The organism is Rhodococcus globerulus NBRC 14531 (assembly GCF_001894805.1).
Classification (GTDB): domain Bacteria; phylum Actinomycetota; class Actinomycetes; order Mycobacteriales; family Mycobacteriaceae; genus Rhodococcus_F; species Rhodococcus_F globerula.
This window is the reverse complement of sequence record NZ_BCWX01000006.1, coordinates 124471-137560: the sequence shown is the minus strand read 5'-3', so window position 1 is coordinate 137560 and position 13090 is coordinate 124471. Positions and strand designations below refer to the sequence as shown.

Sequence of the window (13090 nt, the reverse complement as noted above, 5' to 3'; positions counted from 1 at the left end):
CCTACTTCACCGTGAAAGACCTTGTGTGCCAGCCCGTTGCACCGCCAGGGATGGGCGGAGTCCGTTCCTCGACCTGAACGTTTCCATCCAGATCGATCGCTCGGACCTGCACGGTGTGCAACCCCGGCGCCGCGTCCCACATCCACGACCACTGACGCCATGTGTCGATCGAATACTCCTGCGCGAGGGTTGCGGGTTGCCACGGCCCGTTGTCGACACGAACCTCCACCGCCTTGATACCGCGATGCTGGGCCCACGCTGTTCCCGCCATCTGAATCTGCCCGGCATTCACGGGCGCCAAGGACGCCGGCACTTCGATCCGAGACGCCGTTTTGATCGGCGCCTGCGCACCCCATCCTCGTTGCGTCCAATAGGCGTCCACCTGGTCGAACCTGGTGAGTTCCCACTCCGTGACCCACTTTGTCGCGGAGACAAAACCGTACAAACCGGGCACGACCTGACGGACCGGATATCCGTGCTCGAACGGCAGCGGCTCCCCGTTCATCGCCACGGCAAGCATGGCGTCGCGTCCGTCGGTCACCACTTCAACCGGGGTGCCGACAGTGAATCCGTCGACGCTGGTCGAGAGCAGCATGTCCGCGTCCGGGTGCACGCCCACTTCCTCGAGGATGTCCTTCATCGGGTAGCCGATCCAGGTGGCGTTGCCCGCGAGGTTGCCGCCCACCTCGTTGGACACGCATGTCAAGGTGATGACCCGTTCGATCGGTGTCCGGGCGACCAAATCGTCGAACGACAAAGTCAGCTCGCGGTCCACCATGCCGTGGATGCGCAGTTCCCACGAGTCCGTCGTGAGCTGCGGGACAAGAAGTGCCGTGTCGATCCGATAGAAATCGTCGTTGGGGGTGATGTACGTCGACGCACCGGCAACACCGATGTTCGCGGCGGCCGGTATCGGTGGCGCTGCCGAGGCAGCAGTCGGAACGACGAAGTCCGCACGGTTCGCGGAAGCCCCGGCGATGCGCTGCCCCACGAACTTTCCGGCAGCACCGGCCGCCGCAGCGACGGCAACGGCAACCCCGGCCAGCATCAGAAACTGTCGACGCGGCAGCCACGTCTCGGGAACACCAGGCGAGGGCGCTACGTCGAGTTGCCCGATCAGCAACCTCAGCGTGACGACGCCGGCAACAACACCCACGATCGTGGGGAACGCGTACATCGCGTCAGCCGTCGGACGGTTCAAGGCCGCATAGACGCCCACCAATCCGAGAGCAATCAGGATCGCACTACCCACCGGGCGTCGGGGACGCTCGAGTACGCCCGCTAGTGCGCCGAGCAGCGCGATCAGGATCGACATTCCGATGAAGAGCGCGGGTTTGTCGTTGGTCCCGAAGGTCTCGATCGCAAACTCGCGTGCCCATGCCGGCGTTCGATCCACCGTGGTCGAACCGACTGCATAGAACGGCGAGGAGTCCGGATTGATCAGCAGGGCGACCAGTTGGCCTACCCCCAGAACCACGGCTACGGCAAGTACACCGGAGATGGCACGGGCTGCAAACCTGCGACGCGGCCGTGACTGCGCGGCCGGGTGTTCCTCGATGCTGTCAGTGACCATATGCGTCTCGGTTCTGCTCGGTACGAGTGATGCGTGGGATCGGTTACCTCGTATTCGGAGCAGATCCCGGCGTGGATGGGTCTCATCACGGCCCTGAAGTTCACGGTAGCCCGGATTAGAGTTGACGCCATGACTGTCGACCTCAACAAGGACACACTTCTGTGCATGTCGCTATCCGGACGACCGAGCAACATCGGCACCAGATTCCACAACTATCTGTACGAGGAATTGGGCCTCAACTTCGTCTACAAGGCATTCACCACCACTGACGTTCCCGCAGCGGTTGCCGGTATCCGCGCACTGGGCATCCGCGGTTGCGGAGTGTCGATGCCGTTCAAGGAGCAGGTGATCGCTCATGTCGACGTCATGCACGACAGCGCGTCCGCAATCGACTCCGTCAACACCATCGTCAACGAGGACGGCATCCTGCACGCCTACAACACCGACTACCAGGCTGTGGCAAACCTGTTGCGCGAGAACAAGGTCGACACATCACTCTCCGTCGCGGTCTCCGGCAGCGGCGGCATGGCCAAAGCCGTCGTCGCGGCGGTTCGCGACACCGGTTTCACCGACGTCACCGTGGTGGCGCGCAACAAGTCTGCCGGTGACGCGCTCGCCTCGCAGTACGGATTCCAGTGGCGGGAAGACCTCGACGATCTGCGTCCCGGCGTTCTGATCAACGCCACTCCGATCGGGATGGCGGGCGGCCCCGAAGCAGACGCGCTGTCGTTCCCGGATGTCGTGGTGCGCGGCGCGCAGGTCGTTTTCGACGTGGTGGCAATGCCAGAGAACACTCCCCTGATCCTCCTGGCAGAAGAACTCGGCAAGACGGTGATCACGGGCGCCTCGGTGATCGCACTCCAGGCTGCCGAGCAGTTTGCGCTGTACACGGGGGTCCGCCCCAGTGCCGAACAGATCCAACGCGCCTCTGAATACTCGCGGGCGTGACAAACTCGACACTATGAACGACACCGGGGAGAGCCCTCCCGTGCAACTCGCTCGGAACTTCAACGAGCTGCTGCAAGAACTACGAGTCGCTCTCTCCGGTGTTCAGATCTTGTTCGCGTTTCTGCTGGCCGTGGCCTTCACCGAGCGCTACGAGGACGAATCGACGTACATCAAAACCATTCACTTGGTCACGGTCATGCTGGTTGCCATTTCCTTCGGCCTACTGATGGCACCGGCAGTGTGGCATCGAGTCCTCTTTCGGGGCGGATACCGTCAGCGCATCCTGACCATATCCAACCGATTCGCCTTGTGCGGCACCGGTTTTCTCGCGGCGTCCATGACCGGCACCGTGCTCCTGATCGCCGAGATCGCTGTGGGTGGCGTCGGCGCAAAGATTCTGGCCGCCTGCGCCGCCGTCATGTTCACCACGCTCTGGTTCTTCGTCCCCGCACTGATCAGACGAGACGACAGCTGAGAACTACGCTCCAGTGGCTATCGGGCGCGAGCTGTCGTTGGACCATTGCGACCACGAACCGGGGAACAAGGCTGCGTCGTAGCCCGCTATCGCCAGGGCCGCAATCTGATGCGCCGCAGTCACTCCCGATCCGCAGTACACGGCAAAGCGGTCCCCGTCACCCGCTGCGGAGAACCGCTCACGCAAGGCTACGGTGCCGGCAAACTTTCCATTGCCGTCGATGTTCTCACCGGTCGGTGCACTGACCGCACCGGGAATGTGCCCGGCCACTGGGTCGATCGGCTCGACCTCGCCGCGGTACCGCTCAACGGCTCGCGCGTCGAGAAGCACACCACCGCTCGCCGACCACCCGGCCGCCTCGTCGATATCGACAACCGGCATATGTCCGGCGTCGAGCGTCACGTTGCCCTCGGTGATTGCTGAACCGGCACCGACCGCAACCGGGAAATCGGCCGCTTCCCAGGCTTGCAACCCACCGTCGAGCAGACGGACATCAGCGAGTCCGGCCCATCGCAACAGCCACCACCCGCGCGCCGCTGCGGTGTTTCCCGTCGCGTCGTACAGGACCACCGAATCTCCGTCGTTGATCCCCCATCGACGTGCCGCGGCCTGCAGGTCCTCGATGGCAGGCAAGGGATGACGCCCCGATTCCCTCGACGCCGGAGCGGCCAGTTCGGTGTCGAGGTCCACGAAGACCGCTCCGGCAATATGCCCTGACTGGAAGTGCTCGGCTCCGTGGGGATCACCCAGCGCCCAGCGAACGTCGAGCAGGACCGGCGCCGCGCCGGCCTCGATCAGTGAGGCCAGTTCGGTGACATCGACAAGAACGGGTGCAGTCATGTCCTTCATACTTGCACGATCGTCTCAGGCAACACCGAAGAAAGCACCAAGCGCGACAAGTAGGACTCCACTCACCACGTCGATGCGCTTTCCGACGCCAGGTCGCCGCAGCTTACGTCCGGCACCTGCCGCGAGCACCACCACGACTGCCCACCACAGCGCGGCGGCAACCACTGTGGCGCCGGCCAACGTCAGGGTACGCAGGCCCGCGCCCACGCCTGGTTCGACAAACTGTGGAAGCAGGCCGAGAAAGAACAACAGCGCCTTCGGGTTGAGAAGGTTGGACAGGAACCCGTAACGGTATGCCCGCAGCGGCGGGGTCGGCTCCGACGCGGCCACTAACGTGTCGCCACCACTTCGAGCTTTGAATGCACTACGAATTGCGGAGATCCCCAACCAGGTCAGATACGCCGCGCCGGCATAGGTGAGGGCCGAGAGCAGTTGCGGACGAGTCGCGACCAGAGCCGACAAGCCGAGCGACGCGGCCGCCGTATGGACAACCAATCCCGTGATAACTCCCGCCGCGACCACGGCACCGGTCCGACGATCTGCCAGGGAATGCCGCAGGATCAGGACAAAATCCGGGCCAGGTGTGAACAAGACGATGGAAAGCAGGGAGCCAAAAGCAAGCCACTGAGTGGTACTCATCGGTGTCTCCGTCTGGTACTCATCCGAATTGCCTCACACCCGAGCGGATTCGACACATGCGTTCATAGATGGAGTGTGCAACTGGATCCGGATAGTTCAAAACAGATCCGGATAGAATCCGGAGAATGACGAAGAATGAGCCTCTGGATTCGGTGGACTGGAAGATATTGGCCGAATTGCAGAAAGATGCGTCGATCACCAACAAGGTTCTGGCCGACCGAGTGGGACTGGCGACGTCCTCGTGCCACGAACGTGTGCGGCGCTTACGGACAAACGGAACGATCAGCGGAATCCATGCCGTTGTCGACCCGGCAGCCGTTGGCCGGTCGATGCAGGCGATCATCGCCGTGCAATTGCGTCCCCACCGCCGCGATCTTGTCGACCGGTTCACTGCCGATGCGCTGGCGCTTCCGGAAACGCTTGCGCTGTTCAATGTCTCGGGACCGGAAGACTTCTTTCTCCACGTCGCCGTGCGCGACAGTGCCCATCTGCAGAGGGTGCTGATCGATCACCTGGCCGCCCATCCGGAAGTGTGGCACGCGCAGACTCACCTCATCTACGGCAAAGCGGTCACAGCGCCCATCCGGCCGGATCGCTGAGAACCGTTGCTCCGGCGTCGGGCAGAATCACTGACCATGTCGGACTCCCCATCTACGACCGAACCGGAAGCGACGGTAAGCAACGCACAGCCCATCAGCGCGGGGATCGTGACAGCGCTCGTGGGATTCACCAGTTCGTTCGCAGTACTCCTCACCGGCCTCAGCGCCGTGGGCGCCAACGCCACCGAGGCTGCATCAGGTCTGTTGGTTCTGTGTGTGACTCAGGCACTGGGCATGCTGTGGCTTTCCCGCCGGTACAAGATCCCGATCACCCTGGCCTGGTCGACGCCTGGTGCGGCGCTGCTGGCCGGCGCTGGCGCGGTGCACGGCGGATGGCCTGCTGCGGTCGGCGCATTTGTCGTTGTCGGAATTGCCATTGTTCTCACGGGACTGTGGCCGACACTGGGCAAGATCATCGCGGCGATCCCGACACCGCTGGCACAGGCAATGCTCGCCGGGGTTCTCCTCCCCCTATGCCTGGCTCCGATATTCGCGGTCCGGGACGCACCGCTGGCTGTAGTGCCGGTCATCGTGGTCTGGCTTGCGGCACAACGGTTCTCCAAACGGTGGGCGGTTCCACTGGCATTTCTGACCGCAGCCGTCGTGATCTGCATCAGCCTGACGACCACCGACAACAACACGCTCGACGTCGGTGCGATGATTCCCCGCGTCGATCTCACCATGCCGTCGTGGTCCTGGCAGGCGCTGATCGGAATCGCGATTCCGCTGTACATCGTCACGATGGCGTCGCAGAACATCCCCGGTGTGGCGGTGATGAAATCGTTCGGATACACGGTTCCGTGGCGACCGTCCATGATCGTGACCGGCCTGGGCACCGTTCTCGGAGCCCCCGCCGGCGGGCACGCCATCAACCTCGCCGCGATCAGCGCCGCCCTCGCGGCAGCGCCGACGGCGCACCCTGATCTGAAGCGGCGGTGGATCGCGGCGAGCACAGCCGGTTGGGCCTACCTGGTGCTGGCCGCAGGTTCTGCCGCAGTCGCAGCTCTTGTTGCTGCGGCACCAGCCGGAGTGGTGGAAACCGTTGCCGGGCTTGCACTCATGGCAACCTTGGCAGCGTCGTTGACCGCTGCGCTCAGCGACGCCACCGAACGTGAAGGTGCGGTGGTCACGTTCCTCATCGCCGCGTCCGGCGTCAGTGTTCTCGGGATCGGTTCGGCATTCTGGGCACTGCTCGTCGGGTTGATCGTCCGAGCCGTGCTGACGAGTGGTCCACTGACCTCGCTAAGGTCGAGATCGTGAGCGCAGCAGATACCGTCATCTCGATCGAGCAGTTTCCCGTCCGCTGGCCGGTACCGACCCGCTGGGACGACAACGACCACTACGGCCACGTCAACAACGTGACCTACTACTCGTACTTCGACACAGCCGTGAATGCGTGGCTCATGTCCGCCACCGGCGTCGACATCCGCACGCTGCCGGCCATCGGGGTTGTTGCCGAGACATCGTGCCGGTACCTGAGTGAACTCACGTTTCCGGAGCAGTTGCAGGTCGGCATCTCGATCGAAAAGTTGGGCACCAAGAGCATCGTGTACGCGCTCGCGATCTTCCACGAAGACGCCGCGGGGAGATGGGTCGCCGCTGCCACGGGACGGTTCGTCCACGTCTACGTCGACGCAGTCACTCGCACACCGGTCGCGATACCGGCCGCGATCAAAGAGGCGGCCGGTTCGCTTGTTGCCAATGAGGTCAGCCCCGCTTAGTGCAATCCCAGCTTTTCGGCGGTCTCGACTGCGCGCGCAACAACTCCGTCGATCAGAGTCGAGGTCGGACCGCCGTGCTCGGCGCGGTTGCGTGGGTCGTCGAGAATGCGGCGCAGTACTCCCTCGGCGATGATCGACAGCTTCCACAGCGCCAGCACGTGCCAGTAGCCCACGGCCGACACGTCGCGGCCGGTGGCGGCAACATAGGCGTCGACCAATTCGTCGCGAGTGGGGAAACCTTCGAGCGTCGACGCCATGAACGGACCGGCAACTTTGTCGCCCGCTTCGGGCCAATACGCCAGTAGCGCACCAAGATCCGCCAGTGGATCACCCAGCGTGCACAGTTCCCAGTCCACCACTGCCAGCACCCGGCCTTGAGCCGGATCGGTGATGATGTTGTTGAGGTGGAAATCGCCGTGAACCAGGGTGACTTCGGTCTGCTCTGGAATGTTTCGGTGCAGAATGTCCGCGAGCCGCTCCACGTCGGGGATATCTCGGGTTTTCGACTTTTCCCACTGCGCTGACCATCTCTTGAGCTGCCGCTCCGCAAACGGCTTACGACTGGCCAGATCTTCCAGTCCAGTCTCTTCGAGATCTACGCCGTGGATAGTGGCGAGAGCCTTGGGCAACGCCAACCCGACATTCCGCCGCTGCTCTACCGTCAATTTCTGCGCAACCGGTACACCGTCGATGACAACCCCGTCGACGTAACTCATGAGAACCAGCGGCGCATCCGTCACAGCCGGATCCTCGGTGATTCCGATGATCTTGGGCACCGGGACGGCCGTACCTTGCAGCGACGACAGGATTCGGTGCTCACGCACTATGTCATGCGCCGAGGCCAACAAGGTGCCGAGCGGAGGTCTGCGCAGCACCCACCGTGCACCGCCGGCATCAGTGACGGCATACGTGAGGTTGGATTGACCGTTGCCGATCCTCTCGAAAGTCAGTGGCGTGGTGGCGCCGACGCCCAGCTCGGCGATCCACCCTGAAACAGCATCTTCGTTCAGTCCGACTGCGTTCACCGCACCGATGCTAGCCGGAGAAATCGTTGCGGCGGGTGGTTCCGACACCTTTGTTACCCACCGGTTCGGAAACTGTGACGGTCTGTCCCTCTTCGAAACCCGCAAGTACTTGCGGATTCTGCGTCGAGGGGGATGCTGGAAGTACAGCACTGAAAAACTGAATATCGCATCGGGATTGCTCGAATCGCCCACAAGGCGCGTCGGGCAGGAGCAGAAACCGAGGTGAACTCACGATGATCGACAACCTCGATTATCCAGTCCAACTCATTCAACCGGACGGCGCGCGGGTGTGCCGACCGGAATACGACCGTCTGATCGCAAACCTGGATCGAGACGATTACCTGTCGTTGTACCGCGACCTCGTGATCAGTCGCCGAATCGACACCACCGCGGTAACACTTCAACGCCAAGGCGAAATCGGTTTATGGGCACCGCTCTTGGGTCAGGAAGCCGCGCAGGTCGGATCAGCACGCGCTCTGGAGCCTGACGATTTTGCATTCACCTCCTATCGTGAGCACGCCGTCGCCTACTGCCGCGGAGTTCCGCCCCACGCGCTGACGGTCTTGTGGCGCGGTTGCGCCCATTCTGCCTGGGACCCAGAACAATTCAATGTGACAAACCCGGCAATCGTTGTCGGGTCCCAGGGACTTCACGCAACAGGCTATGCACTGGGCGCTCACCTCGACGGCGCAGAAATCGCCACCATCGCCTATTTTGGTGACGGCGCCACCAGCCAGGGCGATATCGCCGAAGCACTGGGATTTGCCGCCAGCTTCCGCGCCGGCGTTGTCTTCTTCTGCCAGAACAATCAGTGGGCCATCAGCGAACCGGTCTCACTGCAGTCCCGCACACCGATCTCGCACCGCGCCGAAGGCTACGGCATTCCGTCGTATCGCGTTGACGGAAATGACGTACTCGCCGTCTTGGCAGTCACTCGGAAGGCGCTGGCCCACGCCCGTGAGGGAAGCGGGCCGACGTTCATCGAAGCGATCACCTGCCGCATGGGTCCACACACCACCTCCGACGATCCATCGAGGTACCGCTCCGACACGGACATGGCGCAGTGGCGGGCCCGCGATCCGATCGAGCGGATGCGGCTGTTTCTCACCTCGCGCGGACTTCTCGATGACAAGGTAGCCACCGAGATTGCCTCGGCTGCCGACGAAGTCGCTTCCGTTCTACGACGCAACACAATCGGCTTTCCTGATCCACCGCCCTCGGCACTGTTCGATCACGTCTACACCGGACCCCATCCGTTGATCGATCACGAACGTGCGCAGCACCAGGAGTATCTGGCAAGTTTCGACAATCAGGAGGTCGTGTCATGACGCTCGTCAATCTGGTGACCGCCCTCAACACCGGGCTACGACGCGCACTCGAGAGTGACCACCATGTCGTGATCCTCGGCGAGGACGTCGGCCGCCTCGGCGGCGTTTTCCGGGTCACCGATGCACTGCAGAAGGATTTTGGCGAGAACCGAGTCATCGACATGCCACTCGCCGAATCCGGCATCGTGGGAACCGCTTTCGGCCTGGCGCTGCGCGGCTACCGGCCGGTGTGCGAAATACAGTTCGACGGATTTGTCTACCCGGCCTTCGACCAGATCGTCTCGCAAGTCGCGAAGATCCACTACCGCACCCAGGGTCGGGTGCGCGCACCCATCACGATTCGCATCCCCAGCGGCGGCGGAATCGGTGCCGTAGAACATCATTCGGAATCACCGGAGGCCTACTTCGCCCACACTGCGGGGCTGAGGGTGGTGTACCCGAGCAATCCGGCCGACGGGTTCCACATGATCCGGCAAGCCGTCGAGTCCGACGATCCGGTGGTATTCCTCGAACCGAAGCGGCGCTACTGGGACTCGGCTGAGGTGGATCTGAGCGCGGAACCGCCGCTGCCACTGCACAGTGCGCGGGTAATCCGCCCCGGCAGCGATGCCACTGTTGTTGCCTACGGATCTATGGTGGCTACAGCCTTGGAAGCAGCGGACATCGCCGAGGACGAAGGCCATCACCTCGAAGTGATCGACCTTCGGTCACTCTCCCCGATCGACTTCGACACGCTCGACAAGTCGGTACGACGGACCGGGCGGCTTGTCATCGTCCACGAGGCACCGATGTTTCTCGGGATGGGCGCCGAAATCGCCGCGCATGCCGCATACGAGTGCTTCTACGACCTCAGGGCTCCTGTGCGACGCGTGACGGGTTTCGACATCCCCTATCCCCCAGCCAAACTCGAACAGTTCCACCTACCGGACGCGGATCGAATCCTCGACGCACTCGATGAAGTGCTGGCCGCATGACTACCGCGGAGTTCCGACTTCCCGATCTCGGTGAGGGTCTCACAAGCGCCGAATTGGTGTCGTGGCACGTTGATGTCGGCGAACACGTGAGCATCGATCAGGTGATTGCCGACGTCGAAACCGCCAAGGCACAGGTCGAACTTCCGTCGCCGTACGCCGGAGTTGTCACCGAACTTCTTGCCGAACCCGGCGAGGCGGTGCCGGTGGGGGCACCGATCATTCGCATCGAGAGTGCGGACCCTGCTGGTGCGAGTGTGTCGGCTCCGCCGGTCCTGGTCGGCTACGGTCCGCAGACGGCGCAGGCAAGCCGCCGGCGCAAGCGAGTCCCGCCCGCACCCGCGCAACACAGAGAGATGGCGCGGGCGATGACCGGCAGCGCCCGCGCACCCCAGGCCACGGTGTTCGTCACGATCGACGTCACCGCGTCGATGGAACTACTCGACACACTCCGCGCATCCGCAGACTTCGAGAACTGCTCGGTAACACCGCTAACGCTTGCCGCCAAATCTCTGGTGACCGCCATCGCGTCGCACCCGAGTATCAATGCGACGTGGGATGGGGCGGCCGAACGCAGTGTTGTGCATCCACAGGTCAATCTCGGGATCGCGGTGGCGTCGGACCGCGGACTCCTCGTTCCCAACATCAAAGGCGCAGGCAACCTGACACTACGAGAAATTGCGCGTCGCATCACCGAACTGACGTCGACGGCCCGCGCCGGCCGAACCGACGTCGAGCATCTCACCGGCGGTACGGTCACGATCACCAATGTCGGGGTGTTCGGTGTCGACGGTGGTGTTGCACTCCTCAATCCGGGCGAGGCTGCCATCCTTTGTCTGGGCAGCGTGAACGAGCGGCCCTGGGTCCGTGACGGACAGATCGCCATTCGGCACGTTGCGACGCTCTCGCTGACATTCGACCATCGCGTCCTGGACGGACGACAGGCGTCGCAGTTCCTCACGCTCGTGGCGTCGATGCTCGCCGACCCGGCGGTCCTTCTCGCCCATCTGTGACGCAACCTCAGTCCTGGCAGACTGTCACGGTGAGCATCGCCCCCACTCCCACTCTGATTCGCGCACGTGCCGGTATTTTCGGCATATTCGGTATCAACGGCTTCCTGCTCGCGATGTGGGTGGTGCATATCCCGTCGATCGAGCACCGCGTCGGCATCAGCCACTCCACACTGGGGTCTCTGCTTCTCCTGCTTGCCGTCGGCGCCATTGCCGGCATGCAGCTCAGTGGCCCGCTCGCCGACCGCTACGGGAGCCGACGGATGGTAATCCTGGCGGGAACCGGTCTGTCCGCCGCCGTGCTCGGTCCGGGATTTGCCACCAACGCGTGGCAATTGGGCGCTGCACTGGTGGCTTTCGGTTTTGCCAACGGCGCCTTGGATGTCTCGATGAATTCCCAAGCCGTCGAGGCCGAACAGTTGTACCGACGGCCGATCATGTCCGCGTTCCACGGCATGTTCTCCGTTGGCGGAGTGGTGGGTTCGGTTGTCGGAGCGGGCACTCTGGCACTCGGCCTTGCACCTTCCGTTACGCTGACCGCCGCATCACTGGTCGGCTTCGGTGCCGTCGCGATCTGCTACCGGCCCTTGCTTCCGCGCATCGAGCGCCACTCCGACGACGACGCCGCTGCGGAACAAGCACACGGCCACTTCTCGGCCAAGGTGCTTGCGCTGGGCGCGCTGGCGTTTGTACTCATGCTCGCCGAAGGTGTGGCAAACGATTGGAGTGCACTGCAAGTCAAGGAAGATCTTGGCGTCTCGAATGCCGTTGCGGCCCTGTCCTTCGGAGCTTTCTCCGCGATGATGACAGTCGGCCGATTCACCGCGGATCGCATCAGCGCCGCCCTCGGCCCCGTCGCGGTTGTTCGCTACGGCGCCATGATCGCCTCGGTGGGAATGTTGACAGTCGTACTTTCCGGGTGGCTTCCGCTCACGCTCTTCGGCTGGGCGCTCTTCGGCGCGGGACTGTCCGGCTGCATCCCACAGATCTTCACGACCGCCGGCAACCTGGGCTCAGGATCAGCTGGTACCAACATGTCTCGGGTTGTGGGTTTGGGCTACATCGGGTTTCTCGCCGGCCCCGCGACGATCGGCTGGGCGACGCAGATTGTGCCACTCACCACAGCGATGCTCATCCCACTTCTCTGTGTGCTGGTCGCAGCACTGTCCGCCGGTGTCGTTCGTCGCGATTCTTCGACCACCCACCGAGATCACAGCTGATCCTCACGCTTGTCACAGACAAAGCAGGGATGCTGGACATGTGACCGTCTCGACCTCCGCCCCCCACTCGCTGTCCGCCACAACCCGCTTCCTCGCCCTTGCCGCATTCTGTGCCGCAGCGCTCGGTATTTTGTACTTTCTCCGACCTGATTCACCGACGGTCACTGTTCCGGAATCGTTGAGATCCGTTGCCGATCAGATCGTTCGCGTCGTGGACGTCACTGCGGTGTTGACGGCGACCGCCGCCCTCGCCGCAGTATCGATGATCCGCACATTGCCATACGGTATCGGCGCCATACTCATGCTCGGGGTGGGCGCAAATCTGACCAGTGCTGCGCTGGGTTCATGGCTCACGGATGCGCCGACGGCCTTGCTTCCCAGCGGGCATGTTGTTGCCGCAGCCGCGTTGTACGGTTCGGCGGTTCTGATCTCTGCGCCGCGGTGGCGACCCGTCATTGTCGGACTGGGCATCTCCGGAGTTGCCGCGGTCGCGGTCAGTGTGGTCGCCACCGAGATGAGCGGAATCTTTGGTGTGGTTGCCGGGCTCCTGATCGCAGCGGCCTGGGGTTGTGTGGCAGCCATTCTGATGGAGCACTCGCCGGTCGCCGCGAAACGTGAAGCAGCCCGACCTGATACGGCAGCCATCGCATTCTCCCGCGATCGGCGCATTCACCTGTAAACCGAAAGGGCGCCTACTCACCCTCGTGAGTAGGCGCCCTTTACTGCAGCAGA

14 protein-coding genes are annotated in these 13090 nt (G+C 63.1%); 10 read left to right on the top strand and 4 right to left on the bottom strand.

Annotated features, from left to right (window positions below; all coding sequences use genetic code 11):
* Position 1 precedes the first annotated feature (1 nt).
* On the bottom strand, positions 2 to 1573 hold the full coding sequence (locus tag RG2_RS26330) for a molybdopterin-dependent oxidoreductase (RefSeq protein ID WP_033236055.1): 1572 nt from the start codon (positions 1571 to 1573) through the stop codon (positions 2 to 4).
* Between the two features lie 129 nt (positions 1574 to 1702).
* Between RG2_RS26330 and RG2_RS26325 the strand changes: the two genes are divergently transcribed.
* Both RG2_RS26325 and RG2_RS26320 read left to right on the top strand, forming a co-directional pair.
* Entirely contained in the window at positions 1703 to 2521 is an 819-nt protein-coding gene (locus RG2_RS26325; protein WP_033236134.1) for a shikimate 5-dehydrogenase, read from the top strand.
* A 13-nt stretch (positions 2522 to 2534) separates the two neighbouring features.
* Positions 2535 to 2996: a DUF6328 family protein gene (locus tag RG2_RS26320; RefSeq protein ID WP_033236054.1), complete on the top strand. Its 462-nt coding sequence runs from the start codon at positions 2535 to 2537 to the stop codon at positions 2994 to 2996.
* A gap of 3 nt (positions 2997 to 2999) precedes the next feature.
* On the opposite strand, the gene RG2_RS26315 is transcribed toward RG2_RS26320, so the two are convergent.
* On the bottom strand, positions 3000 to 3836 hold the full coding sequence (locus RG2_RS26315) for a sulfurtransferase (RefSeq protein WP_033236133.1): 837 nt from the start codon (positions 3834 to 3836) through the stop codon (positions 3000 to 3002).
* A gap of 24 nt (positions 3837 to 3860) precedes the next feature.
* Entirely contained in the window at positions 3861 to 4484 is a 624-nt protein-coding gene (locus RG2_RS26310) for a LysE family translocator (protein WP_033236053.1), read from the bottom strand.
* Between the two features lie 125 nt (positions 4485 to 4609).
* Between RG2_RS26310 and RG2_RS26305 the strand changes: the two genes are divergently transcribed.
* The 3 genes from RG2_RS26305 to RG2_RS26295 are packed head-to-tail and all read left to right on the top strand — an operon-like array spanning position 4610 to position 6804.
* Positions 4610 to 5083 (top strand): Lrp/AsnC family transcriptional regulator, encoded by a 474-nt coding sequence (locus tag RG2_RS26305; protein ID WP_033236052.1) that lies wholly within the window; start codon positions 4610 to 4612, stop codon positions 5081 to 5083.
* A gap of 36 nt (positions 5084 to 5119) precedes the next feature.
* Complete coding sequence (locus RG2_RS26300; RefSeq protein WP_033236051.1) at positions 5120 to 6343, top strand: benzoate/H(+) symporter BenE family transporter; 1224 nt, start codon at positions 5120 to 5122, stop codon at positions 6341 to 6343.
* Positions 6340 to 6804: an acyl-CoA thioesterase gene (locus RG2_RS26295; RefSeq protein WP_033236050.1), complete on the top strand. Its 465-nt coding sequence runs from the start codon at positions 6340 to 6342 to the stop codon at positions 6802 to 6804. The genes RG2_RS26300 and RG2_RS26295 overlap by 4 nt, the downstream gene beginning before the upstream one ends.
* On the opposite strand, the gene RG2_RS26290 is transcribed toward RG2_RS26295, so the two are convergent.
* Positions 6801 to 7829: a phosphotransferase family protein gene (locus RG2_RS26290; protein WP_033236049.1), complete on the bottom strand. Its 1029-nt coding sequence runs from the start codon at positions 7827 to 7829 to the stop codon at positions 6801 to 6803. The two genes, RG2_RS26295 and RG2_RS26290, sit on opposite strands and share 4 nt — an antisense overlap.
* 233 nt (positions 7830 to 8062) lie before the next feature.
* Here RG2_RS26290 and pdhA point away from each other — a divergent pair, with 233 nt between their 5' ends.
* The 5 genes from pdhA (at position 8063) to RG2_RS26260 (ending at position 13037) form a co-directional block, all read left to right on the top strand.
* Complete coding sequence (gene pdhA / locus RG2_RS26280) at positions 8063 to 9157, top strand: pyruvate dehydrogenase (acetyl-transferring) E1 component subunit alpha (RefSeq protein ID WP_033236047.1); 1095 nt, start codon at positions 8063 to 8065, stop codon at positions 9155 to 9157.
* Complete coding sequence (locus RG2_RS26275; RefSeq protein ID WP_033236046.1) at positions 9154 to 10131, top strand: alpha-ketoacid dehydrogenase subunit beta; 978 nt, start codon at positions 9154 to 9156, stop codon at positions 10129 to 10131. The genes pdhA and RG2_RS26275 overlap by 4 nt, the downstream gene beginning before the upstream one ends.
* A complete protein-coding gene (locus tag RG2_RS26270; RefSeq protein ID WP_033236045.1) occupies positions 10128 to 11141 on the top strand; it encodes a dihydrolipoamide acetyltransferase family protein in 1014 nt (337 codons plus the stop codon). The genes RG2_RS26275 and RG2_RS26270 overlap by 4 nt, the downstream gene beginning before the upstream one ends.
* A 113-nt stretch (positions 11142 to 11254) precedes the next feature.
* Positions 11255 to 12358 carry an MFS transporter gene (locus RG2_RS26265; protein ID WP_230590334.1) on the top strand — a complete coding sequence of 368 codons (1104 nt, stop codon included), beginning with the start codon at positions 11255 to 11257 and terminating at the stop codon, positions 12356 to 12358.
* 40 nt (positions 12359 to 12398) lie between these two features.
* The gene (locus RG2_RS26260; RefSeq protein WP_033236044.1) at positions 12399 to 13037 is read left to right on the top strand and encodes a hypothetical protein; all 639 of its coding nucleotides are present in this window, start codon (positions 12399 to 12401) and stop codon (positions 13035 to 13037) included.
* The last annotated feature ends 53 nt before the right edge of the window (positions 13038 to 13090 follow it).

Coding starts and splice junctions, on each gene's coding strand:
- RG2_RS26330 (WP_033236055.1), bottom strand. CDS start 1,573: ATGGTCACTGACAGCATCGAGGAACACCCGGCCGCGCAGTCACGGCCG.
- RG2_RS26325 (WP_033236134.1), top strand. CDS start 1,703: ATGACTGTCGACCTCAACAAGGACACACTTCTGTGCATGTCGCTATCC.
- RG2_RS26320 (WP_033236054.1), top strand. CDS start 2,535: ATGAACGACACCGGGGAGAGCCCTCCCGTGCAACTCGCTCGGAACTTC.
- RG2_RS26315 (WP_033236133.1), bottom strand. CDS start 3,836: ATGACTGCACCCGTTCTTGTCGATGTCACCGAACTGGCCTCACTGATC.
- RG2_RS26310 (WP_033236053.1), bottom strand. CDS start 4,484: ATGAGTACCACTCAGTGGCTTGCTTTTGGCTCCCTGCTTTCCATCGTC.
- RG2_RS26305 (WP_033236052.1), top strand. CDS start 4,610: ATGACGAAGAATGAGCCTCTGGATTCGGTGGACTGGAAGATATTGGCC.
- RG2_RS26300 (WP_033236051.1), top strand. CDS start 5,120: ATGTCGGACTCCCCATCTACGACCGAACCGGAAGCGACGGTAAGCAAC.
- pdhA (WP_033236047.1), top strand. CDS start 8,063: ATGATCGACAACCTCGATTATCCAGTCCAACTCATTCAACCGGACGGC.
- RG2_RS26275 (WP_033236046.1), top strand. CDS start 9,154: ATGACGCTCGTCAATCTGGTGACCGCCCTCAACACCGGGCTACGACGC.
- RG2_RS26270 (WP_033236045.1), top strand. CDS start 10,128: ATGACTACCGCGGAGTTCCGACTTCCCGATCTCGGTGAGGGTCTCACA.
- RG2_RS26265 (WP_230590334.1), top strand. CDS start 11,255: ATGTGGGTGGTGCATATCCCGTCGATCGAGCACCGCGTCGGCATCAGC.